The 24537-nt window shown below is 49.9% G+C and carries 19 protein-coding genes; 8 read left to right on the top strand and 11 right to left on the bottom strand.

The window, feature by feature from the left end; genetic code table 11:
• The first annotated feature begins 47 nt into the window (after positions 1-47).
• The 4 genes from MRJ96_11825 to MRJ96_11810 all read left to right on the top strand — a co-directional run bounded on the left by MRJ96_11825 (position 48) and on the right by MRJ96_11810 (position 5825).
• Positions 48-1070 (top strand): ATP-binding protein, encoded by a 1023-nt coding sequence (locus MRJ96_11825; GenBank protein MDR4502129.1) that lies wholly within the window; start codon positions 48-50, stop codon positions 1068-1070.
• Positions 1071-1088: 18 nt separating this feature from the next.
• Entirely contained in the window at positions 1089-3575 is a 2487-nt protein-coding gene (locus MRJ96_11820; GenBank protein ID MDR4502128.1) for an ATP-binding protein, read from the top strand.
• Complete coding sequence (locus MRJ96_11815; GenBank protein MDR4502127.1) at positions 3572-4168, top strand: DUF3365 domain-containing protein; 597 nt, start codon at positions 3572-3574, stop codon at positions 4166-4168. The genes MRJ96_11820 and MRJ96_11815 overlap by 4 nt, the downstream gene beginning before the upstream one ends.
• A 118-nt stretch (positions 4169-4286) precedes the next feature.
• A complete protein-coding gene (locus MRJ96_11810; GenBank protein MDR4502126.1) occupies positions 4287-5825 on the top strand; it encodes an NAD-dependent malic enzyme in 1539 nt (512 codons plus the stop codon).
• A gap of 67 nt (positions 5826-5892) precedes the next feature.
• Here the strand turns inward: MRJ96_11810 and MRJ96_11805 are convergent, their stop codons facing one another.
• From MRJ96_11805 to MRJ96_11770, 8 genes are all read right to left on the bottom strand, one after another.
• Positions 5893-6708: an undecaprenyl-diphosphate phosphatase gene (locus MRJ96_11805; protein ID MDR4502125.1), complete on the bottom strand. Its 816-nt coding sequence runs from the start codon at positions 6706-6708 to the stop codon at positions 5893-5895.
• Positions 6705-7553: a dTDP-4-dehydrorhamnose reductase gene (gene rfbD / locus MRJ96_11800; GenBank protein MDR4502124.1), complete on the bottom strand. Its 849-nt coding sequence runs from the start codon at positions 7551-7553 to the stop codon at positions 6705-6707. The genes MRJ96_11805 and rfbD overlap by 4 nt, the downstream gene beginning before the upstream one ends.
• A complete protein-coding gene (gene rfbC, locus MRJ96_11795; protein MDR4502123.1) occupies positions 7550-8113 on the bottom strand; it encodes a dTDP-4-dehydrorhamnose 3,5-epimerase in 564 nt (187 codons plus the stop codon). The genes rfbD and rfbC overlap by 4 nt, the downstream gene beginning before the upstream one ends.
• Positions 8110-8994, bottom strand: a complete 885-nt coding sequence (rfbA, locus tag MRJ96_11790) for a glucose-1-phosphate thymidylyltransferase RfbA (protein MDR4502122.1) — start codon at positions 8992-8994, stop codon at positions 8110-8112. The genes rfbC and rfbA overlap by 4 nt, the downstream gene beginning before the upstream one ends.
• A gap of 21 nt (positions 8995-9015) precedes the next feature.
• Entirely contained in the window at positions 9016-10098 is a 1083-nt protein-coding gene (rfbB, locus tag MRJ96_11785) for a dTDP-glucose 4,6-dehydratase (protein ID MDR4502121.1), read from the bottom strand.
• A 209-nt stretch (positions 10099-10307) separates the two neighbouring features.
• Positions 10308-12137 carry a glutamine--fructose-6-phosphate transaminase (isomerizing) gene (glmS, locus tag MRJ96_11780; protein MDR4502120.1) on the bottom strand — a complete coding sequence of 610 codons (1830 nt, stop codon included), beginning with the start codon at positions 12135-12137 and terminating at the stop codon, positions 10308-10310.
• Between the two features lie 181 nt (positions 12138-12318).
• Complete coding sequence (gene glmU / locus MRJ96_11775; GenBank protein ID MDR4502119.1) at positions 12319-13758, bottom strand: bifunctional UDP-N-acetylglucosamine diphosphorylase/glucosamine-1-phosphate N-acetyltransferase GlmU; 1440 nt, start codon at positions 13756-13758, stop codon at positions 12319-12321.
• A gap of 22 nt (positions 13759-13780) precedes the next feature.
• A complete protein-coding gene (locus tag MRJ96_11770; protein ID MDR4502118.1) occupies positions 13781-14476 on the bottom strand; it encodes a DUF502 domain-containing protein in 696 nt (231 codons plus the stop codon).
• Positions 14477-14627: 151 nt separating this feature from the next.
• Between MRJ96_11770 and tmk the strand changes: the two genes are divergently transcribed.
• The 3 genes from tmk to metG all read left to right on the top strand — a co-directional run bounded on the left by tmk (position 14628) and on the right by metG (position 18479).
• Positions 14628-15368 carry a dTMP kinase gene (gene tmk, locus MRJ96_11765; GenBank protein MDR4502117.1) on the top strand — a complete coding sequence of 247 codons (741 nt, stop codon included), beginning with the start codon at positions 14628-14630 and terminating at the stop codon, positions 15366-15368.
• A 19-nt stretch (positions 15369-15387) separates the two neighbouring features.
• Entirely contained in the window at positions 15388-16401 is a 1014-nt protein-coding gene (gene holB, locus MRJ96_11760) for a DNA polymerase III subunit delta' (GenBank protein ID MDR4502116.1), read from the top strand.
• A gap of 104 nt (positions 16402-16505) precedes the next feature.
• Entirely contained in the window at positions 16506-18479 is a 1974-nt protein-coding gene (metG, locus tag MRJ96_11755) for a methionine--tRNA ligase (protein MDR4502115.1), read from the top strand.
• 102 nt (positions 18480-18581) lie between these two features.
• Here metG and asnB read toward each other — a convergent pair whose 3' ends face one another.
• On the bottom strand, positions 18582-20498 hold the full coding sequence (gene asnB, locus MRJ96_11750; protein ID MDR4502114.1) for an asparagine synthase (glutamine-hydrolyzing): 1917 nt from the start codon (positions 20496-20498) through the stop codon (positions 18582-18584).
• A 187-nt stretch (positions 20499-20685) separates the two neighbouring features.
• Between asnB and MRJ96_11745 the strand changes: the two genes are divergently transcribed.
• Entirely contained in the window at positions 20686-21444 is a 759-nt protein-coding gene (locus tag MRJ96_11745; protein ID MDR4502113.1) for a hypothetical protein, read from the top strand.
• Here the strand turns inward: MRJ96_11745 and MRJ96_11740 are convergent.
• Together MRJ96_11740 and MRJ96_11735 are read right to left on the bottom strand one after the other, a co-directional pair.
• On the bottom strand, positions 21375-22406 hold the full coding sequence (locus MRJ96_11740; protein ID MDR4502112.1) for a hypothetical protein: 1032 nt from the start codon (positions 22404-22406) through the stop codon (positions 21375-21377). The genes MRJ96_11745 and MRJ96_11740 overlap by 70 nt on opposite strands.
• Before the next feature lie 822 nt (positions 22407-23228).
• A protein-coding gene (locus tag MRJ96_11735; protein ID MDR4502111.1) for an IS3 family transposase occupies positions 23229-24361 on the bottom strand; the annotation gives its coding sequence in 2 pieces (ribosomal slippage) (positions 23229-24091 and positions 24091-24361; 1134 coding nt in all).
• Positions 24362-24537: the final 176 nt, after the last annotated feature.

Genomic DNA, 24537 nt, shown 5'->3' with positions numbered 1-24537 from the left:
GAAATGTCTCTGCTTCATCCCAATCGACCGATTCTTCGAACGGCACCATGAACACCGATAATCGCACGACAATCGTTATTTTAGGAGCTGGCAAAGGGGGCACCGCTCTCCTAGAACTCTTCACTCGACTGCCTGGAGTGGAGGTCGTCGGCATTGCGGATCAAGACGCTTCAGCGCCTGCACTTCATTACGCCAAACGCCTGAACATTCCGACGACTCAAGACCCTTTCTCGCTCATCCGGAACCCAAACATCCATTTGATCGTCAACGTGACGGGAGATCCTCAAATCGATCATCTCGTGGCCACCCAGAAATCACCCGAGACAGAAGCATTAGGCGGGGCAGCCTCTAAGGTCTTATGGGATCTCGTTCAACACGAGTCTCAGATGCAGGCGCAATTGTTTCAGGCAGAAAAACTGGCCGGGATGGGCACCTTTGCCTCGGGTATCGCTCACGACATCAACAATCCCTTGTACATTCTCTTGGCCTTCGCCGAACACATTCAAGAGGAAACGGACCTCTCCATCATCCATGAGCAAGCGGCAAGCATTATCGACGCCGGCAAGCGAATTCAAAAAATTTGTCAGAATCTCACGCAGTATTCGAGAACGGCGAAACCCCGGGATGCCATCCCCATCATGGTCAGTACGACGATGGATGAGGCCTTAAAAATCGCTCAATTCGCCACATTTCTTCAAGATCTCACCGTCATCCGCAACTATGAAGAACACCTGCACGTCCTCGCAAATCCTGACGAGCTCTTTCAAGTCTTTGTCAATCTCATGACGAATGCCATCCATGCCATGGAAGGCAAAGGCACCCTCTCGCTGTCCTCCTGGCATGGACAGAACAGAGGGAACATAGCGATCACCGACACAGGCTGCGGCATTCCAGAAGAAAATCTCAACAAGATATTCGAACCATTTTTCACGACAAAGGCCGTAGGAAGCGGCACAGGACTGGGACTTTATAATGTTGCAGGAATTATCAAAAAGTATGGCGGACATCTTTCGGTCGAGAGCAAAGTAGGGGCAGGCACAACCTTTGTCATCGACCTTCCCCTTGGCTAAGTAAAGGGCATCACAGTCATGGCGCCTGACCACGCACAGGAAAAAGTCGAGCAGGCGAAGCGCGGGCTGAAACGCAAGCTCATCCTGTCAATGCTCCTCGTTGGCGCCCTCCCGCTCATCATCGGCCTGGTCATGGCCTTCCTACAGGGAACGAAAGAAATCCGAGAAGTCAGCGGCATGAGCTTTCAGGCCCTGGCCTCTGAAACAGCAAGGAAAATCGATTTAATCCTCAACGAGGAGCTTGCCCAAACGATGCAGATCGCGACGGACGTCACGATCATCCATACACTCGAAACACGCCGTGATGAGATTGCTGGCTATACGGATGAAGACCTTCGCGATCTCATCGCTCAAGAAACACAAGCTTGGGATCAGAAGGATCCGGCATTCATTCAAGGCCTGACAGAAAACGAACTGGTTACAATCCTTCGACGATACTATGGCGGTTCCTATGTTGACCCCGGACATCCCATTCCTGTCGTCACACGTTCAGCGACCCTCGGGCTTTTCATCACCGATATCGCTGGACGAGTCGTCGCCACCTTGAACACCGATACCTCCTACGCTCACGCCCAGAACACTTGGTGGAAAGGAGCGTATAAAAATGGGGTGGGCCAGCCTTACATCGGGAACTTGACCTTTCATCCAAACTTGGACGCGTATATCTTTACGCTTTCGTTACCCATCATGGACAGCATCCGTTATCAAGTCGTTGGAATTTTGCACCGGGTCTACGAGTCCAAAGAATTTTTTGCCCCCTCAATCGAGACGATTCGGTTTGGAAAAACTGGTCACGTCATGTTGATCGACGGGCATGGCAAAGTCATGAGTTGTCCCATTTTACCCACAGGCACTTCTCTCAGCGACCCCAGACTTCTTCCGCTCGTCACTCCTATGCATAATGGATGGACAGCCGCTCCGAGCGATGGGCATGGCGGAGTCCGTTCTTCGATTATCGGCTATGCCCCCCTTCCTTCAACCAGCCGCATCACCATGGCCTCAACCGGGACGGGGTGGCATATGTTTGTGTGGCAATCATCTGAAGAGCTCTTTGCTCCAATCGAACACCTGTTTACCTGGATCTCCGTTTTTGGACTGCTTTCTATCGCGTTGCTCGCTTCGTTGGGAGCAGTGGCGGCCGGTCGAATCGTCACCCCCATTCGCCGGCTCCAAGAGGCGGCCAAAGGTATCGGGCGCGGACAATGGCAAGAACCCATCAGCATTCAAACGAATGACGAACTCGAGGAACTCGCTGACGAAATGAACCGGATGAATCAACAATTGGCCTCAACATTTAAAGGCCTTGAGAGTGAAGTGGAATTAAAATCACAAGAAGTTCTGTATCTTCAAGAGTCGACCGCACAGATCCTCGATAGTGTCCCAGACCCCGTGATTATGTTGGATCAATCACAACGTATCCAGTATATGAACCGGGCTTCCAGGGAAGCCCTCGCTCTCACGACCAACGGTCACGTTGAACATCAATCACTCTTTGATGTCCTGAAGACTGACCCTTCTACGACGAAAAAACTCAGCGAAGAATTTCATATGCAATATATACACTCCGGGGATGACGCCACTCCACTCGATGCTCCACGTGCAACCACCGAAGCAAATTTCAGAGATCCTCTTCAACAACACTCAGACGAGAGCTCACCCTCAGATGGGCAGGCGTTTCACCTCAACAATCAAATCTATCGGTATGAATGGTTCACGGTAAAAGCAAGGCCGGGGCAAAACCTCGGCGTCGGACTGGTCTTTCGAGATATGACGAAAGAAAGCTGTCTGCAAGACCGTCTCATCAAAGAAGAAAAGCTTGCCAGCTTAGGAGTCTTGAGCGCAGGGATTGGGCATGAACTCAACAACCCCCTCGTCGGAGTCATCGGACTCGGGGAAGCCATCCAGCAGGAAGAGAGCCTCACGCAAATTAAAGAATACGCGGGGAGTATCGTGCGGCATGGACAGAGAATGGCGGCCATCATCAAAGATTTTACAGGATTGGCCACCTCACAATTGAAAGAACAGGCCACTCCGGTCAACATCAATGAGGAACTAGACCAGGCCCTTCATTCCCTCAAACAATCGCATGAAACTGCATCTTTAGACATTCAGTCCACGTACCAGTCTCTTCCATCGTTCAAGGCCAATCCACAGGAATTACGTCAAGCCTTCATCAACATTTTCACCAATGCCGCCCAGGCCATGAACGGAGAGGGAACCCTCCGTATTTCCACACAGTTCAAAGATAATGTGATACAGATCACGATAGATGACACGGGACCTGGCATCCCACGAACCCAACTTTCCAAGATTTTCGATCCATTTTTCACCACGAAACAACAGGGTAAGGGGGCTGGACTGGGCCTCACCATTGCCCGTCGGATTATCCAACAATACAACGGACAAATCCATGTCACCAGCCAGGAGAATCAAGGCACGACGTGTCTGATCACCTTTCCCTACCAATCCAAAGAAACAGCACCGACTCAGGAGGAATCATCGTGAAATTGACCACTCTGTGGAAGATCGGGTTAGGGGCGTTCGGCAGTTGTCTCCTCATCACCGGCTTGATCACAGTCTCATTTGGCGGAAAGGATTCATCTCACCCAGGAATCTCTCCCGAAAAAGTCGCCGATATCATCCATTCAATCATCGAGGCCGATCGTACGGTGTACACCACGCATGTCGTCAATAGAATGCAGGATCAAGGGATCGTCTCTGCCGAGGAACACTGGGAGCAACAAAAGGCCTTAGTGCTCCCGGCTCAGTTTCTGCAACTTGCCGGCCGTTTAGTCGCGGAAAAGGGAAGTGGCGTGCGTTATCGGCTCATTAGCCTCTGGCCTATCTATCGGCGCAATGGTCCAGCCACCGAGTTCGAACGTCAAGGACTCCAAGCCATTCAAGAGAACCCGAACACCCCGTACAGAGGTATCGTCACAAGCGGGAAAAAGCAGTATTTTCAGGCAATTTATCCGGATAAGGCCGTGACCAAAGCTTGTGTCGATTGCCATAATACCCATCCCCTGAGTCCTAAGCGAAACTTTACATTGAATAGCGTCCTGGGAGGCATCGTCATCACGATTCCTCTTGACCCCTAAGAAACTCTCCCCCTTCGTACACATTCACGTTGCGATACACACTCCCATCTCCTACTGGTTTTGAGCGGATCGTAGCAAGGCATTTTACTTTCGGAAAGTTTTTACCGAAAAGAGTACAATGTACTATAGTGAGACCTTTCCTCCCCCATCCGCGATCGATACCGGCTTTATTTCCAAGGATTTTTCCTCCATGACGCCTGAAATCCTGAATCGCCGAAAACGAAAAGGAGTCTCAGCCGTAGATAGCGGGCCCTATTCAAACTATCGCATGGCCGTTCGATTGGAATTAGCACAACAACCCGGCGTGTTCGCTCAACTGGCGACGGCTCTCGCAGAAGAAGGGGCCAGTGTTGGGGCCGTCGACCTGATCTCAGCCACGAAAACCACCGTCATTCGGGACGTGACGTTTGACGCTCAAAGCGAAGAACATGGCGATCGAGTGCTGAAACGGTTGCATGCCTTGCCAGACGTGACCGTCATCGCCGCATCTGACAATATTTTCATGATGCATCTTGGCGGAAAGATACGCGTCGACAGTAAATTTCCGATCAAGACCCGAAATACCCTTTCTATGGTGTATACCCCAGGCGTTGGCCGGGTCGTCAAAGCCATCGCCGAAGACCACAACAAAGCGTACACCTTTACGAGTAAACAGAACAGCATCGCCGTCGTCACCGACGGATCAGCTATTTTGGGATTGGGCAATCTCGGTCCAGAAGCGGCACTACCAGTGATGGAGGGCAAAGTCATGCTGTTGCATCAATTTGCGAACATTGATGCCTGGCCTCTTTGCCTGAGTACGCAGGACCCTGATGAGATCGTTCAAACTGTCCTCGCGATCGCACCGGGCTTCGGCGGAATTAATCTGGAAGATATCAGCGCTCCTCGCTGTTTCGAAATCGAACGCCGCCTCCGCGATCGATTAGAGATTCCCTTGATGCATGACGATCAACATGGGACTGCCGTCGTTATACTGGCCGCGCTGTTGAATGCGCTCAAAGTCACCAAACGGCGACTCAATCAAGTAAAGATCGTGGTGGTAGGGCTGGGGGCCGCAGGGACCGCTTGTACGAAATTATTGATTCAAGCTGGAGCCACTTCGATCCTCGGGTGCGATAAGAACGGTCTTGTCCTTGATCAGCCCATTAACATCCTGCGGGAGTGTTGTCAGGACCTCCATACACAGATTCACTACGACCGTCCTACTGGAACACTCCAGGACGCCCTGGAAGACGCACATGTCGTGATTGGCCTCTCCAGCAAGAATGTCTTGACCCCACAAGACCTCGCAATGATGGCCAAGGATTCAATCGTCTTTGCCCTGGCGAACCCAGACCCTGAGATTTCCCCACAGGACGCCACCCCCTACTGCCAAGTCTATGCTAGCGGTCGGTCGGATTACCCCAATCAATGTAATAATTTACTGGCTTTTCCTGGAATTTTTCGTGGAGCGCTGAACGTGCAAGCCAAAACGATCAATGAAGCCATGCTGCTCGCGGCCTCACAGGCTCTGGCCAATCTCGTGCCTTCTTCTGCACTTAATGAAGAATACATCATTCCGAGCGTGTTTGATAAAAAGGTCGTCTCGCATGTCGCCAAGGCAGTCGCCAAAGCCGCAGTGGAACACAATGTGGCACGGAGACAGATGAAACAGTGAAGAGTGTAAATGCCAGAAGGGCCGACCTTATCCGCCAAGCCGCATGAAGGATTTCATCCTACCCTGCTTATAGAACATACGTCCAAAGCAGAATCGTCATCCCAACAGGCCAGAGATAATAGGAGAAGAGATGAAAATGATCTTGTTTGACAAGACGAAGAATGACGCCAATCGACCAATACCCTACGACCGCGGCAACCCCCATCCCGACAAGATACGGTCCAATCGGATCGTGTAAATGATCCATGACTTTCAACATTTCCAGCAACGTGGCTCCCAGGATAGCTGGAATGGAAATGAGTAAGGAAAATCTCACGATCAGTTCGCGGTCAAGGCCGAGGAGTAAGCCCACGGCAATCGTCGATCCCGATCGGGAGATGCCTGGAAGGACGGCTATTCCCTGAACAAGCCCGATTATGAACGCATCAACGATCTTCATTTCCTTGATTCCACGCCCATGCGACTTTCCACGTCCGACCCATAACACCACCCCCGTGAGCATCAAGAGCCCGCCCACAATATCAGGCCGAGAGAAAACTTCCATGCCAATTTTTTGAATCGTAAGCCCGAGAATCGCGGTCGGAATCGATGCCACAACGACCATCAGCACCGTTCGCCATTCGGCGCCCGAAAAAACGCTCGAAGCCATCATCGTCGACGGTCTATTGAGTAAGCCGCGAGCAAGCGTCACCCAATCATTTCGAAAATACACCAAGATGGCCACGACCGTGGCACAGTGCAACATGATATCAAACAACAAGTTCGTTTCATCCACATGTCCGAACCAATACTGGGCGAGCACAAGATGCCCGGAAGAAGAAACCGGCAAGAACTCCGTCAGTCCCTGAAGCACGGCCAGCACGATCGCCTCGAGATAACTCAAATCGTTGTCAGACTCCTATTGTTTCCGAATGCTTTCGCGAATTCGGCGACCCCCTCCTGCCAAGGAGGCAAGATGATCGAAGGGTCCTGTAATGTCGTTAAAATCGCATAAGCTGGTCGTGGGGCAGGCCTTGGGAATTCAGTCGTCACGACTGGGCTCACCTCTGCCTGAACACCTAGTCGTTGAAACAGTTCCTGGGTAAATCCATACCAACTCGTTCCTCCCGAACCAGCTAAATGAAACGTCCCGTAGGCCTCTGTATCAAGTAAGGTATTGATCGCTCTTGCCAGATGTGGAGCATAGGTGGGAGACCCCCATTGATCGCTGACGACACGCACCTGGGATTGCTGCGCCAACCCATAGATGGTCTTCGGAAAGTTTTGTCCTCTTGTGTGATAAAGCCATGCTGTTCTTACGATAAAATGCCGTTGGGTCGTGGCGCGAACGATCTCTTCGCCCGCCAATTTGCTCTTTCCGTAAACCGAGGTGGGGTTTGGTCGATCAAACTCATGGTAGGGGAACTCCTGTGTTCCATCGAACACATAATCAGTCGACACGTGCAAAAGGGGAATATCTAACGATGCTGTCGCCAAGGCAAGATTTTGTGGACCGAGGGCATTCACCCGATACGCGGTATCATGGTCAGATTCTGCCTGGTCCACTCGGGTATACGCGGCGGCATTGATCACCACATCAGGCTTTGCTTGCTCGATGACTCGCCTCGTGACGGCACGATTCGTGATATCCAGGCGTTGACGGTCATACGCGATAACGTGGCGAACACGTAACTCATCCTGGAGTGCCTGGCCTAATTGTCCTGTCGCGCCAACAACCAATACCCTCATGCACAGGTTCTCTCGTAGATCGGCAACCGCTCGTGTTCGACCCGTAAGCTACGAGCACGATCGTCTTTTTCTGACACAAGAGGATGGGTGACGGGCCAGGCGATGTTAATATCAGGATCTTTCCAGGAAATCACGATTTCATCATTTGGATGATAGACCTGTGTACATTTATATTCCAAATCAGCCATTTCACTCAACACGCAAAACCCATGGGCGAATCCTGGAGGAATGTACAGCTGCTTGAAATTATCCCCGGAAAGAATGACTCCGATCCATTGCGCGAACGTCGGAGAGCCACGCCGAATATCCACCGCGACATCGAAGACCTCTCCTTGGCTCGCGCGAATGAGTTTTCCCTGTGGATAGGCCACCTGGGCATGAAGGCCACGTAATGTATGGTGTCCGGAACGCGAATAGTTATCCTGGACAAAGTTTTCACACAATCCAGCCTCCCGGTATTTCTTGTCATGATACGTTTCCAAGAAAAACCCTCTTCCATCGCGGTGCACGTCAGGTTCGATGAGTAAAACCCCGGGCAATTCGGTTTCCAGAATTTTCACCACGCCGTCCCTGGTGAATGTTCGAGCATTCGCAATAAATATTGGCCGTAGGCATTGCCTTTCATGGTCTGCGCTAATTGTTGAACGTCCTGACCATGAATATACCCCATGTTGTACGCGATTTCTTCCGGACAGGAGACCATCAAACCCTGCCGTTCCTGGAGCACTTGAATATAGTGCGCGGCTTGCAGCAATGACTCATGCGTCCCCGTATCGAGCCAGGCAATACCCCGTCCCAATCGGACAACATGCAACTCCTCTGCCTGCAAGTACTGAACGTTGACGTCCGTGATCTCTAGCTCTCCCCGAGAAGAGGGGCGCAACGCATGTGCGATCTCGACTACCCGGTTATCGTAAAAATACAGACCGGTGACCGCATAGGAGGACTTTGGAGATTTTGGCTTTTCCTCTAGGCTGGTCGCTTTGCCGTCCTGATCAAAATCGACGACTCCATACCGCTGCGGATCGCGAACTTGATAGGCAAACACTGTGGCCCCACGTGGTCGATCAACTGCCTCCCGCAAATATTCAGAAAGTCCATGACCATAAAAGATATTGTCCCCTAAAATTAACGCAACCGGATCTTTTCCGATAAATTCACGGCCGATGAGAAACGCCTCGGCGATACCGCCGGGATTTGGCTGAATCGCGTATTGAATGTTCAACCCCAAATGACGACCATCGCCCAATAGTCGAATAAACCCATCCTGTTCGTGCGGAGTGGTAATCACGAGAATCGTCTGAATGCCTGCCATCATCAGGGTTGACAGCGGGTAATAGATCATCGGCTTATCATAGACCGGCATCAATTGCTTACTGACAGCGTGACTCAGCGGGTACAACCTCGTTCCCGACCCACCGGCTAAGATCATCCCCTTCATCGATACATCTCCCCCCACCCGTCAGTTCTTCAAACCCAATCGTTCCCGCCCATAGTTTTCGGCCAGAACGGCTTCACACCAATTTCGATGACTGAGATACCACTGAACGGTTTTCCTTAAACCTGTCAGAAGCGTAAACTTTGGAGCCCATCCTAATTCCGCCTTCACTTTGCTCGCATCGATCGCATAGCGTCGATCATGCCCAGGCCGGTCGTCCACAAAGACTTTCAAATCCTTATAGGCGGCAATACCCTGCCTGTGTAAAGGCTGGTTTTCATGTGCCGGCTCGAATTCCTCCAGAACGTCGATCAACAGGTTCACAAGCTCGAGATTGCTCAACTCATTATTGCCTCCTAAGTTATATTTCTCTCCAGGCTTTCCCTGACACGCTACCATCCATAGGCCCTCACAATGATCTTCCACGAACAGCCAGTCCCGCACATGTCTCCCATCCCCGTAGATGGGAAGGGCCTTTCCCTCAAGGGCATTGAGGATCATGAGCGGAATCAATTTTTCCGGAAATTGATAGGGCCCATAATTGTTTGAACAATTGGTCGTGATCGTCGGAAATCCATACGTGTGAAAGTAGGCGCGCACAAAATGATCCGCCGCGGCTTTCGACGCAGCGTACGGTGAATTCGGAGCATAGGGGGTTTCTTCGGAAAATAGGCCTTCTGCCCCCAATGTCCCATAAACTTCGTCCGTTGACACGTGAAGAAACCTGAATCGCGCCTTCTTTTCTGTCGTCAATGTCATCCAAAAGTGCCGAGCCGCCTCTAACAAGACAAACGTGCCGACCGTGTTGGTTTCAATAAATGGCGCAGGGTTATCGATCGATCGGTCGACATGAGACTCGGCGGCAAAGTTGAGGACCACATCCGGACTGTGCTCTGTGAACAACCGATCAAGGGTTGAACGATCAGCGATATCGGCCTGAATGAACGAGACAGACGGTAACCCGAGTACATCTTGAAGGTTTAACATATGCCCTGCATAGGTCAACTTGTCGATGATGACAATTTTCAAGTTGGGACGAGCCAACAACCACGTTACAAAATTTGACCCAATAAACCCTGCCCCACCCGTTACGAATATCGTTTGCATGACTGAGTCTGTCACCTTTCAGGATATTCGGTCTTCGATCTCAAGACGCTTATCAAGGCACAACAGAATAGGATAGCAGGTACTCAAAGAACGCTAGATAGAGGTCGAGTATGAAAGGATGAAGATCTCAGCACAATGTCAAAACACGAGAGAAAATGCTGCACAGGAATGATGAATGATGATGATCGAAAGTCACCACATAACAGGAATTATTCGACCGTGACACTTTTGGCCAAATTTCGAGGCCGGTCGACATCCAACCCACGTAATACCGCGATATGATAGGCCAATAATTGTAAAGACACACCGAACAAAATCGGCGTGAGTAAGGGATGCACGTTAGGGATTGGAACCACGACTTCCGCGACACGGTGCAATTCGGTGTCTCCGTCGAACCCAAAAGCGATCACCGGAGCGCTACGTGCCCGCACTTCCATCAGATTATTCACCGTTTTTTCGTAGAGCCGATCTCGAGGCGCTAAGACAACCACAGGCATATCTTCATCGACGAGGGCGATGGGCCCGTGTTTCATCTCGCCAGCGGCATAGCCTTCGGCATGGATATACGAGATTTCTTTGAGCTTTAAAGCCCCTTCCAGTGCAATCGGATAGTTAATCCCACGACCTAAGTACAAAAAATTACTTTTCCTAAAGTATCGTTCAGCGATTCGCTTGATTTCCGATTCCTGTTTCAGCGTGGTTTCGACTCGACCGGGAAGCGCGGTGTATTGATCCAACCACCATCGCCCTTCTTCCGCGCTCAAGACCTCCCGGACTCGTCCAACATGAAGAGCCAATAAATAGAGAGCCAGGACTTGCCCGGTAAACGCCTTGGTTGAGGCCACACTAATTTCAGGACCGCACCGTGTGTAAATGATCCCATCGGACTCGCGCGCGAGTGTACTCCCCACCACATTCACGATCGACAAGATCCTGGCCCCATGCCGTCTGGCTTCCCGTGCTGCCGCCAGCGTATCGGCCGTCTCTCCTGACTGGGAGATCGCGATAAACAGGTCATCCTTTTGTATCATGGGCTCTCGATAGCGAAACTCTGACCCAATATCGACTTGAACGGGTTTCCGAATCATTTCTTCGAACAAGTACTTCCCGACCAACCCAGAGTGCCATGATGTGCCGCACGCCACGATCCAAATTCGTCGAGCATCGATCAACTCCTGAGCGGTCATCGCGAGATCAGGAAGGTCGGCCTCCCCTTTCTCGTAATTGAAGCGACCCCGTAATGTATCCATGATGACTTGCGGTTGCTCGTGAATTTCTTTCAGCATAAAATCAGGATACCCGCCTTTCTCGGCCGCGTCGGCATCCCAATCAACTGTGACGCTCTTACGATTGACCCGGGCAGAATCCCTTCCAATGACAGAAATGTCTGAAGGCGTTAAAAGCCCAATATCGCCATCTTCGAGAAACATCACTTCTCGCGTATGGGGTAACAGAGGAGTCACGTCTGAAGCCAGGAACGATCCCTTCCCATTCTTTCCGATGACGAGTGGACATCCCGATCGAGTCGTGACGATCACATTTGGCTCTGAAACGCATAAAGCGGCCACGGCGTAATTTCCATGCAAATCCGACTCAGACGCTCGCATCGCGTCCTTCAACGAGTAGCCGAGTTTCATGTAGGATTCCAGTAAATGAGCGATCACTTCGGTATCGGTCTCTGACGCGAACCGGTACCCTTCTGACTCCAAACGATGCTTAAGGGTTAAAAAATTTTCAATGATGCCATTGTGCACAAGGACGACATTTCCCGATCGATGGGGATGAGCATTTTGCTCCGAAGGCCGTCCGTGAGTTGCCCATCGCGTGTGTCCAATCCCGGTCATGCCGTCGAGCGGTTCCTCCTCGAGGCTTCGCTCGAGATTCACTAACTTACCGACGCTTCGCTTTATCGCGAATTCGCCCCCATGCAGTAAGGCAATGCCGGCAGAGTCATACCCTCGATACTCTAAACGCTTCAATCCTTCAATCAAGATCGGAGTCGCTAGCTCGTTACCGATGTAACCGATGATTCCACACATATCTCATGAGCCTTTATTCTTCATCGTCTCTAACGATTCTTGTCGGTTTCCTTCATTCACTATGTCGGAGTATGTTAAGGAAATCTCAAGACACAAATATTTGGATGAAAATGAGAAACTGATTCCTGGACGATGCCATCGACCCCGTAAGCGGTAGCGCAGCAACTCCGGCCATGTTCTTTCACTCGTCTTTCATGGATTCGGTCTTTAAGAGGCCTTGAGAAGCCCGCTTCCGACTCGCGGCTCCCTCACGATTCGTTTGAGCTTGACGAGAGATGCCCAGAGCCTCAGGTGGCACATCACTAGTCACGGTGGTTCCCGCAGCAATGATAGCACCACGCCCTACCCTCACCGGAGCAATCAGTTGCGTATCGCTTCCCACAAAAACTTCGTCCTCGATCACCGTCTTTGACTTCCGAAATCCATCGTAATTACACGTAATGGTCCCAGCGCCAATATTCACCTTTCGTCCGACCGTCGTATCCCCGAGATAACTCAAGTGATTCACTTTTGACTCTTCACCTAATTTTGTGTTCTTCAATTCCACAAAATTTCCGACCTTCGCTCGTACACCGACCTCGGTAGCAGGACGAAGATGGGCAAACGGACCGACACAGGCTTCATCTTTCACAACAGCCTGGTCCAACACGCAAGCATCCTGTATGGTCACCCGGCTACCGACGATACTGTTGGTGATTCTGGTATGCGACCGAACCGTCGTGTTTTCACCGATCACCGTCCCGCCCTCCAACCGTACATCTGGATAGAGCACACTATCACATCCGATGACAACCTCGGCATCGATACTAACCTGGCCGGGGTCGAGCATCGTCACGCCGGCCTGCATCCAGTGACGACAAAGACGCGCGCGCATTTCCCGCTCGGCAGCGGCTAAGTGCTCACGATTATTGATTCCCGACGTTTCCTTCGCATCTTTCGCAGTCAACGCCGACACACGAACCCCTTGCTTGACTGCGATACCAACGATATCCGTGAGGTAATATTCACCCTGCACATTCTGTGGGCTCAGAGATTCAAGGCTGTGAAAGAGAAAATCAGTCTGAACGACATAGGTTCCCACGTTGATTTCTTTGACGGATTTTTGTTCGTCCGAAGCATCGCGATCTTCGACAATCTGTAACACCTCTCCTTGAACACCACGAATGACCCGGCCATATCCATGAGGATCGTCGAGAACAGAGGTCAAGATCGTCACCGCTGCCTCCGTCGATTGGTGACAGTCCAGTAAGGCCCGAACCGTCTCTTCGGTGAGTAAAGGGGTATCGCCATTCAAGATCAGACAGTGACGGCTTGTTTCTTGTTCAGGGGTTAGTAGAATTGATCGAGTCTGTAGCACGGCATGTCCGGTTCCTAGCTGTTGTGTTTGTTCGACGACAGAAAATGGAGCAAGGTGTTCTTGGACACTTTGGAGATAGGCTCTCACCTGGTCGGCGCCATGACCAATCACCATCACGACAGTCGAGTCAACTACCCGACGCGCCAGCGACGCCATATACCACACCATCGGCTTTCCCGCGACCGGATGTAATACTTTAGGGGTCGCGGACTTCATTCGTGTTCCCTGACCCGCGGCCATGATTACGGCTGAGACAAGGCTCATAGTTGCACTCGCGCCATTTCTTTTATCTTCCTGTCGGGACATTCACATCGGACACATCCGCCACATCTGGTCGAACCGAAGGCCGGGTTTTTTGTCGTACAGTCTCTCGTCTGTCGGATGGAGGCTTTTCAGCGGAATAAAGACCGCCCGAAACAATCAGTTTCATCGCTTCTTCGACTTCGAGATCGACTGGGACCACTTCATGCTCCGGAACCAATAAGAAATAACCAGAGGTCGGGTTGGGAGAGGTTGGAACGAACACATGAATGAGGGGCTCTGTCGACAGACGTTGGACTTCATCCCGTGTTTCCCCGGTCACAAACGCTAAACAATAATTCCCATTCTTGGGAAATTGGATCATGACGACCTTGTCATATTTTTCTCGTTGTTTGAACGACAGAATATCCATCACGGATTTGAGCGTGGCATAGATTCCTCGCACGATGGGAACACGGTCAAGAAAACCCTCCCAGCGCTTGACGATACGCCTACCAAGAATATTCGTTGCGAGAATCCCAGCGAAAAGGATTAAAATAAAAAGCGCGATAATCCCTAATCCAGGGAAATAATATTCTTGTATGACCAAGTCGGCCAGAACATTTCCAAGAATGCTATCAACGGTCACAAACAGCGTCTTGAGGACAAGAACTGTTCCCCAAATCGGGGTAATGACGAGTAATCCTGTGAGAAAATAACGCTTTAAAGATGATTGTGACATCGTCAACGAGACACAACGCCTCGCTCCCAAGCCAAACTGACCGTGAGCCAGGCAGGAATTGCGGGGTTCCCGTAAGCCATCTTACAAACATCCCGATGTGCCCGCAAGCCTTTTCTTGAGATTTTCAACCACTTAGATTAGGATCACCGACGTGGCGCAAATTCGGAAAACGAGGAATCAACCCATCCGACGACGAAACGTCAGGTCAGGAATCTTCCTCACATTTGAAGGCATTGAGGGATCAGGCAAAACCACTCAGTGCCATCGTCTGAATACGACGCTTCGTTCACTCGGATATTCAGTGCTCGAGACACGAGAACCAGGCGGAACGACCTACGCCGAACATATTCGGACCTTGCTTCTCGATCACCAAACCAATACGCACGACGCCGAACAGATGACCGCTGAATGCGAGACGGCACTGGTGCTTGCCGCACGTTCTCAGCACGTCACTCATAAGATTCTCCCGGCTCTTGCCCGAGGCACCGTGGTCATTTGCGACCGATTTACTGATTCGACGCTGGCGTACCAGGGCTATGGGAGAAAACTCCCACTTGATACCTTGAAAACGATGTGTGCGTTCGTAGCCCAGGGACTCACTCCCGACTTGACGTTCCTGTTCGATCTCCCAGTGAAAGAGGGGCTGAGGAGACGCCAACGGAGCCAAGACCAAAATCGCCTTGACCGTGAATCTGTGGCCTTTCACAATCGTGTCAGGAAAGGGTTTTTATCGCTCGCCGATCAAGAGCCTGACCGAATCGTCATCATGAATGGAAAAGAAAGTCCCGAACAACTCAGGAAAACCATTCAACACCATGTGATGGACTTTTTTCAAAACACACGTCGAAGAATCACCAAAACCCGTTCCTCAACCCCATCAGGCCGGGCTTGAGTATCAGCACACGTGACCTATGCCATTTCAAGACATCATCGGCCACTCGACTCAGATTGAATGGCTACGCCGGGCGATCACGTCCAATCGCCTGGCTCATGGCTACTTATTCGTCGGAGACCCAGCCATTGGAAAAGGCATGACCGCTCTCCGTTTCATCCAGGCCATGAATTGCGAATCTCATACTCTCCCCTCTCCTCCAGATGCCTGCGGACAGTGCCGAACGTGCCTCCAAATTGCCGCACGTAACCATCCAGACATGTTGGTCATTGAACCGGATGAGAGCCAGGGCCAATACCCGCAGATAAAAATCGAGCGAATACGTGAAATTGAACATCACGTCATCTATCGACCACTTTTTGCAGACAAAAAAATCTGCCTGATTGACGACGCCGATCGCCTCACAATCGGGGCCGCCAATGCCTTACTGAAAACCCTGGAGGAACCTCCAGAGCATTGCCTGTTTATTCTCATCACCGCTCGGCCGTCGGCGCTGCTCTCGACCATTAAATCCCGTTGTCTTACGATTCGATTTTCTCCACCGCATCAAACCGACGCCATAAACTACCTTATGCGCCACCGGACACTCTCCGAACCCGATGCTCGCTTGCTCAGTCTATTGACGAATGCCCGCATTGGAGAAGCTCTCAGCCTGGACGTCGAAGCTGCCAAAAACAAGCAACTAGAGTTTTTCACACTTCTATTTGAACAATCCGATCGGTCCATTACAGACAGCTTGGCATCAGCCGAAACGCTGACCAAATCAGGACAGACATCAGAAGCCCTCTTCTGGTTATGGTCGGGGCTTCGTGATCTGCTACTCGTGGCCACGCAATCTTCGCATGACGAACTCCTTCACCAACACCAATGTTCTCGTCTTCAGAAAATTGTCCACACAACATCCTCGCAGCGTATTCTTGATCTCCTCGAAGAGCTCTACGACATCGAACAGGGGATGCAAAGAAATCTCAATCATCAACTACGCTTTGAACAATTTTTTGTTCACTTGCAAGAGGCCTTTCAACCAGTATGAGACCGACGGGTAAACGCTGTTCGCCGTCGTATTGCCAAGTGCTATGTGCCACATAATTTTATTCACATGATGAAGAACATGCGGCACAGATCATCGTAATTATTATGACACAACCATTCTATATCACCACCCCCATTTACTACGTCAATGATGTTCCCCATATTGGACACGCCTATACCACGATCGCCGCGGATGTCCTGGCTCGCTTTCGACGGTTACAAGGGCAGGAGGTGTTTTTTTTAACGGGCCTGGACGAACATGGACAGAAAGTTCAACAGGCCGCGGCGAAATCCAATATCGACCCGAAAACGCACTGCGATCGGCTCATGCCCCAATTTCAAGACCTCTGGAAAAAGCTCTCGATCAGTCATGATGGATTCATACGTACCACAGACCATCAGCATCAAGTCGTCGTTCAGCGGTTTCTTCAAACGCTCTATGACAAAGATTTGATCTACAAGGCTGAGTACACAGGATGGTACTGCACCTACGATGAGCGATTTTGGACAGAAAAAGATGTCGAAGATGGACTCTGCCCGGACTGCAAACGACCGGTTGAGCAATTAAGTGAGAGTAATTACTTTTTTCGAATGAGTCGGTATCAGGAAGCGTTACGGACACATATTCATCAGCATGAACATTTTATCCGTCCCCTTTCCCGGCGCAATGAAGTCCTGGGATTCTTGGAGAAACCCCTAGAAGACCTCTCTATTTCGCGCCCCAAATCACGGCTATCCTGGGGCATTGAACTGCCGTTTGATGATGACTATGTCACCTATGTGTGGTTTGACGCCCTCAGCAATTATATCTCAGCACTCGAATATCTTCCGGCTAACGCGTCAATAGACCGGTATTGGCCAGCCACGGTCCATCTGGTGGGCAAGGACATTTTGACCACCCACGCGGTCTATTGGTCGACGATGTTGATGGCCCTCGGCCTTCCCCTCCCACAGACCATTTTTGCCCATGGCTGGTGGACCGTTGAAGGTGAAAAAATGTCAAAAAGCCGCGGGAATGTTGTGGACCCCAATCTCATGGTTGAGCAATACGGGGTCGACACCTTCCGGTATTTTCTCCTCCGCGAAGTTCCCTTTGGACAAGATGGCGATTTTTCTCAAGACTCCTTAATTGGTCGCGCCAATAGCGACCTGGCCAACGGACTCGGCAATCTGCTCAGCCGAACCGTTACCTTAATACAACGGTTCGCGAACGGGGTCATCCCTGAGCCGGCAACGACCGAAGACCACCTTGATCGCGAATTACAAGCCGCTGCAGAAACTCTTCTCGCCACGACCCTGCCGTCCAATTTATCCCCGGAACGAATTGAATGTAATCGCGCCTTGGAAAACATCTGGGCGCTCGTTCAATTGGGCAATCAGTATATCGACAAGACGGCTCCTTGGGTTCTTGCCAAAGACTCTGGACAGCGAGAACGGTTGAACACCGTTCTGTACAATGCAGCTGAAGTTTTACGCTTTCTGTGCTTAGCTAACGCAGCCTTTATGCCAGCCACCGCTCAAACCATGAATGAACAGCTCGGTCTATCACTCGACTTTTCCCAGCCGCTCCTCTCAGACACGGTTTCATGGGGGAAACTCATGGTCGGCGCCCCCGTACACAAAGGCCCCGCTCTTTTTCCTCGAATCGAAAGAGACCAAAAACAAAAGGAGAAGACCCAGGTGAGTGAAAAATCGAGTGGTATGACACAGCCCTCTCCAGATGAGACCAAGGCTCAAGCGGACATCTCGACTGACGATCAAATCTCCATCGAAGACTTCATGAAGGTCCAACTGAAAGTTGCCAAAATACTCGAAGCCGAGCGAGTACCCAAGTCGAACAAACTGCTCAAGCTTCAGGTAGACCTCGGCAATGAACGAAGACAAATCGTCGCAGGCATCGGAAAGACATACGAACCCGAACAACTGATTGGCCGGACCATCGTGGTCGTGGCCAATCTCAAACCCGCCAAATTAATGGGCGTGGAATCTCAGGGCATGGTCTTAGCAGCCGGAGACAAGGAGGTGTTAGGACTCCTTACCTTGAAGGAAGAGGTGGCTCCAGGCCAGAAAGTAAAATAATTCCGAAACTCCAAATTCTCTTAGCCTCCTACTGATGAATCCATCGTTCACTTTATCAGTCAATATCTCAGGGTCAATCCAGAGTCTCGAAATACACTTGGATCAAACTACTGAATGCCGTAACGTCCACTCTCTATCGAGAAACATTCGACACCATAGTTCCAACATGAGTAAATTCCACAGCTGATAATGCCAGACCTTTTCTTTCTTGACGTGTTCCTTTAACAATCGTTCAACGACATCTGTTTTGAAGAAGCCTCTGTTCGCAAAACGAGATGATAACAGCACATCATAGGCGACATCTCGAAGCTCATTCCTCAACCAGTGATCGATGGGCACACCAAACCCCATCTTTGGTCTATTCAAAATATTAGAAGGCAATAAATCTTTTGTGGCTTTTTTGAGAAGATACTTTTTAGCAGAACCCTTTAGCTTCATGGAGCTTGGTAAACTGGCACAAAACTCCATGACCTGATGATCGAGGAATGGGGACCGAGCTTCCAATCCATGAGCCATGGTCGAAATATCGACTTTCACAAGCAAATCATCAGGAAGATACATGTTCACATCAGCATCGACTATCTGACTTAAGAAATCTTTTGCATCTGACTCGTGAAATACCTTGCTCAGTAACCATAAAGAATCTTCAACTCCACTTTCGCGAATAAAATCTTCCGTACAAATCTGTTTTTTCATCAGAGGGTCGAAATGACATATCCAGTGACCATAACGCCGATCCGGTGTCTCAGATAAGACCGCGGCAAACCGTTTCATCCGGCCAAGGATAGTTTTTGTTTTTTGAGGTTCTGGAATGAGTTTCGTTCCGCGTTTTATGAGTTGTCGAAAAGATTGTGGCATGCGGTCAAACCATGTTCCGTACATGCTCGCGACATACCGATCGTAACCAAAAAGATTTTCATCCCCACCATCGCCATTCAACGCAACGGTAACATATTTTCTCGTCATTTCTGCGAGATAGAACGTTGGAATCGCCGAGGAATCCGCGAATGGCTCATTATAAAACCACACCAGCTTGTCGAAAATTTCTGTCGCCTGGGGCGTCACGACAAACTCTTGGTGATCTGTCCCATACTGCTCTGACACCTGACGAGCATAGGCTAATTCATTATATTCTTGCTGTTCAAACCCAATAGAAAACGTTTGAATCGTATTCTCCAATCCCAATTGCGCCATCAATGCCACGACCACACTTGAGTCAATCCCGCCACTCAAAAAAGCCCCTAATGGGACATCACTGACAAGACGCAGACGAATCGCCTCCTTCAACTTCTCGAGCAGTTCCTGCTGGGCATCTTCGAACGACCCAGGAAACAACGTGCTATAGGAAAGCTTCCAATACCGTTTCACAGAAATTTTGCCATCTTGCACAATCAAGCAATGAGCAGGAGGAAGCTTCTGCACACCTAAAAATGCCGAATGTGGTGCAGGAACATACTGGTAGGTGAGATAATGAGCGACCCCCTCAAGATTGACTTCAGGGCGAAAGTCAGGTTCACCTAGAAAAGCTTTGGGTTCCGAGGCGAAAGAAATTCCATCTTGATGAACGCGATAATAAAGAGGTTTTTTTCCAACTCGATCTCGCGCTAAAAACAGACGCCGTTCGTGTGCATCCCAAATCGCAAATGCAAACATCCCGCGTAAATACTCAATACAGTTCACCCCATACTCTTGATAAGCCACCAATACCACCTCAGTATCGCTCTGAGAACGAAATTGATGTCCAAGACCTTCAAGGTTCTTTCTCAATTCAGGAAAGTTATATACCTCCCCATTATATGTCATCACATATTGACCATTGCCGCTGACCATTGGTTGCTGAGCCGCATCTGTCAAATCAATGACAGCCAATCGCCGGTGGCCAAGTCCAAGCTCATCTTGTTGATATGTCCCCTGCCCATCAGGCCCGCGATGCGCTAAGAGTCTGCACATCTTTCTCAGGCCTTCCTCCTGAACAGGAGCGCCAGAAATAAAGTTATACCGCCCAGCGATTCCACACATAATGGACACAATTCTGAATACAATGAAATTTAATCAACCGAGAATACCATGCCGTTAAAGATACGAAAACACCGAGAACACAGATATTCTTAGACATAGCTGGAACAAAGGCATTGCTCCGTCATACTGTAGAAATCGCATAATAGGTGGGAAAGCGCGAATATCGGCCATTTGTCGATGACACAATGTGAATGAAGAGAGGCCGGGTTTGCTATCGGTTGATCAAGGACTATGTGGTGGATATAGTGAACACCATCATTTATGGGCAATCAAATTCCGAGACCTATCCAAACATCTTTATCGAACGCCCAGCAAGCGGCATAGATCAGAAGATATTCAAGAATTCACACCAGCGAGGCAACCCCAAAGTAATGAGCGGTTGGGTATACAGATCCTGGAAAAACAAACCTGTCTGTCGCTCTCATTGCTGGTCGTCCTCTGTGGCTGTCCCTCAGACCCACCCGATCCCACCACGACCGCGTTTTTAAGCAAAACCTTGACGGAACAACGTGCGGCAATCCTGGGATATCCGTTGGCGCAGCAGGTGGATCTGTATGTGGAGGCTTTGAGGAGAAAACATCCGCGTGATCTTGGTCTGGGAGTCGTCCTAGCTAAGCAGGGAGCACCGTTGGTTCCCGTACTGACTGATAGGCTGAAGGAGCACCCCACCGATTGGGAAATTGATAAAGTGCAGTTGATTTCTGTCTTGACCCATATGCAATATTATGGGACCTATGATGTTGCAGGAGACCGCCAGCTCATGGTGTTACTTGATCAAAAAGTGGCGGACATGGAAATGCCGTTTTGGAAAGACCTAGCACAGAACTATCTCAAACCAATCCGTTCGTACGCGGGGGACGCCAATTCACTCACAAGTCAAAAAGAGTCCATCTTTAGATTCCCACCTCGCCATTCCTTCACGACATCAGCCATCATGGCTCCATAGGCTTGATGCCCCAAATCACTCCATTTCTCAGGCATGTGTGGAAATAAATACCAACTACGAAATTCGTCATCTTCGACCATAGCTGCAACTCGTTTTCGCATATCTACCACCTCGATTTTTGATTCCACTGAACACATCGCTTTAGTAAATTCAAAATGAGTATTTTTTTCAAAGTAATTGAAATTGTGAGTAATAATGAGGTGGTCAATTTTGTCGACCAACTTTCCAAAATTCGTTACGCCAAATTGAATCATCTTTTGCTTATCTAAGGGAAGACTCGGAGGAGGATCGAAGGAACGCTCTGTGACAACCTGCACAAAGGGTCTCTTGCCTTGCAGCAGTCGAAAGGTTAAGCACCCCCAGCACGAAAGTGACCCAGCAATCATGTCGTCTACGATTCGTTCTTGTAGTTCGCGAACACGAGCCGGATCGTTCATAAATTCTCGTTCGGCAAAAAATCCGTAGGGATGCACTGCTCCTACCGATGAATCTCGGAAGGAATTAGCGTTATATTCTCCAATGTGCGCTGACGTAGTCCAGGCCACATCATTACTTCCCCGCCCTACCCTATATTCGATTTTACTATGGCGAACCGGCTGTCCTTTATACAGAAGCGGTGCACCTTTGATCGTTCGATAAAAATCAGTCTCCACATAGTTGACGATGACTAAGTCCGGATTTAGGAGACTCCCGTCCTCTTCCCAATACTTGAGGTAATGTTCCGGACCGGCATCTGGCCAACCAATATTAAAAACCTTATAAACCATATGAGGGTCGCGCTGAGTCAGTACGTCTTCGAGAACATCAGGCCAGGAAATATTCGCAACACTTGAAGCTGTTTGTTCACCACCAATCACAACGATGCGAAACTCATTAGCTTCTCGTTCGTACTCATAGTCCTGGCGAGAGATAAATCCATAGTTATTCAACCGAAAGTCTGCCGAGAAGAGAAGTTCTGCCATGGGCCCGTAAAGACGAAAGGAAATTTCTTGATTTGGTTGTTTCTGGATCTGAGAAGAATAAAACAAGATGTTCCACAACGCAGGGTCGGAACGATTTAATAGATGTGTCTTATGTCGAGCCCAGGACTCAAAACTGATAAATGCAAGGGCAATGACAACGAAACTCAGAATAATCCACATTTTGTAGCCTTTCATGAAGTTGCCGCGCGCGATTTCTCATTACGCTCTACGCACTTCACTACGATTGTCATGGAAACTCTCGAAGAATGCCTAGATTCAGAATAACTACCAGAGAAGAAACAGTATGTTGAATTGTCACAGAAGGAAATATAAAACTGTTAATCACAAGATCTTCTCAGACTGCTACAAGTCGAAAACTGAGCTTCAAGAAAGACTTACATTCTCTTATTCGTGCATGCTACGTCTAAACTTTCAGATACTATCAGACTGTTTTCTATAATCAAGACAAAGAATAATCTCAATACACTTCCTGAGTTTCCCCATTACCGTTCTCTGTAAACCGCTCGAAGTCTTCTGACTCAAACACATGAAAGAGTTCGGTCAAAAATACTGAACTTTTATTAGTCCTCTTCGCCGTAATCTAACCAGGCATACGAAATTAGTTACCTACCTGACTTTTCCCTAACACCAGCCATTTGGGGAATAGGAAACATCACAAGACGATCTATAGCCTCTGGTGAAAACATCAATGAATATTATTCAAGAATGACTTGTCTCCTGGCTCAATTTTTCTCCCTTAACGAATGACAGAAGTGGTCCCCGCTTTTTGGACAGGTTGATAAGTGAAATTTCTGCCATTCATTACGCGGCCTGTATCGTCTTGCGATCAGTAAAATATACGGTATCGGGTGTTTGCCGGTTTAACGCTTGATGCCGGCGTTCCATATTATAGAATGAGAAATAGCGAGTCAGACCCGCCCGCAGTTTGTCTGGAGTCTCATAGGCTCGCAAGTACACATCTTCGTACTTCACACTGCGCCACAACCGTTCGACAAACACATTATCCACCCAGCGGCCCTTCCCATCCATACTGATCGTGACTCCATGAGCCTGGAGGACGGTGGTAAACGCCTCACTGGAGTATTGAGCCCCTTGGTCAGTATTGAAGATTTCTGGGGCACCGTAGCGTCCGAGGGCTTCTTCCAGCGCGTCAATACAGGCCTCGGTGTCGAGCGTGTTCGAGACACGCCAGGCCAACACCCGTCGTGCATACCAATCCATGATCACCGTCAGATACATGAACCCCTTGGCCATCGAGATATAGCAAATGTCACTCGCCCAGACCTGGTTGGGCCGCGTGATGGCAAGCCCTCTCAATCGGTAGGGATAGATCTTGTGGCCCTTACCCGCTTGACTGGTCCGGGGCTTCGGATAGATGGCTCGCAGCCCCATCTGTCGCATCAACCGGCGGACCCGCTTGCGATTCACACGATAGCCGCGGTGCCGAAGCTCGACGCACAGGCGTCGACTGCCGTAGAAGGGCCAGCGCAGATAGAGGGCGTCGAGCTCGCGCATCAGCTCAAGCTCTGCGGCAGAGACTTTCGGAGGTCGCGTGTATGCACTTGAACGCGGGACTCCCAACAGCTGACACTGGCGAGTGATGGAAAGAGTGTGTGTCGCCGTAATCGACCCTTTGCGCTCGCTCATCGGCCGTGCCCGAGCGCCTGTGCTAAAAAATCCTTCTCCATCGTCAGCTGCCCAATCTTCGCATGAAGCCGCTGTTGGACCTGCTCCTGCGTCGCGACATCTCCCGGTCCCGTTCCAAATACATGCTCGGCCTTGGCGACCAACTGCTTCTTCCAATCCTGGATCTGATTCGGATGAACATCAAAGTGCTCGGCTAGTTCAGCTAAGGTGCGCTCTCCCTTGACGGCGGCTAACGCCACCTTCGCTTTAAAGGCTGGGGAATGATTGCGTCGAGATCCTCGGGCCATCTTCTGCTCCTTTCGTTGAAGACCACTATATCGCAGAAGATTTCACTGAGCATCTCAGAATATCTGTCCATGGAATGGGGTCCACCACTAAGCACAGAGAAAGATTGACGACAAGAATAACAAGTGATTTTTTAGTCATATTGAAGACATTGAATGCGAATCGGTCAAAGTAATTC

The sequence above is a fragment of the Nitrospirales bacterium genome, from assembly GCA_031315865.1.
Taxonomy (GTDB): Bacteria; Nitrospirota; Nitrospiria; order Nitrospirales; family UBA8639; genus JAGQKC01.
This window is presented reverse-complemented; position numbering and strand designations above follow the sequence as displayed.

Bases quoted from the DNA above. Each gene is read 5' to 3' on its own strand.
- MRJ96_11825 (MDR4502129.1), top strand. From the start codon at position 48: ATGAACACCGATAATCGCACGACAATCGTTATTTTAGGAGCTGGCAAA.
- MRJ96_11820 (MDR4502128.1), top strand. From the start codon at position 1,089: ATGGCGCCTGACCACGCACAGGAAAAAGTCGAGCAGGCGAAGCGCGGG.
- MRJ96_11810 (MDR4502126.1), top strand. From the start codon at position 4,287: ATGTACTATAGTGAGACCTTTCCTCCCCCATCCGCGATCGATACCGGC.
- rfbD (MDR4502124.1), bottom strand. From the start codon at position 7,553: ATGAGGGTATTGGTTGTTGGCGCGACAGGACAATTAGGCCAGGCACTC.
- rfbA (MDR4502122.1), bottom strand. From the start codon at position 8,994: ATGAAGGGGATGATCTTAGCCGGTGGGTCGGGAACGAGGTTGTACCCG.
- rfbB (MDR4502121.1), bottom strand. From the start codon at position 10,098: ATGCAAACGATATTCGTAACGGGTGGGGCAGGGTTTATTGGGTCAAAT.
- glmS (MDR4502120.1), bottom strand. From the start codon at position 12,137: ATGTGTGGAATCATCGGTTACATCGGTAACGAGCTAGCGACTCCGATC.
- glmU (MDR4502119.1), bottom strand. From the start codon at position 13,758: ATGAGCCTTGTCTCAGCCGTAATCATGGCCGCGGGTCAGGGAACACGA.
- MRJ96_11770 (MDR4502118.1), bottom strand. From the start codon at position 14,476: ATGTCACAATCATCTTTAAAGCGTTATTTTCTCACAGGATTACTCGTC.
- holB (MDR4502116.1), top strand. From the start codon at position 15,388: ATGCCATTTCAAGACATCATCGGCCACTCGACTCAGATTGAATGGCTA.
- metG (MDR4502115.1), top strand. From the start codon at position 16,506: ATGACACAACCATTCTATATCACCACCCCCATTTACTACGTCAATGAT.
- asnB (MDR4502114.1), bottom strand. From the start codon at position 20,498: ATGTGTGGAATCGCTGGGCGGTATAACTTTATTTCTGGCGCTCCTGTT.
- MRJ96_11740 (MDR4502112.1), bottom strand. From the start codon at position 22,406: ATGGCAGAACTTCTCTTCTCGGCAGACTTTCGGTTGAATAACTATGGA.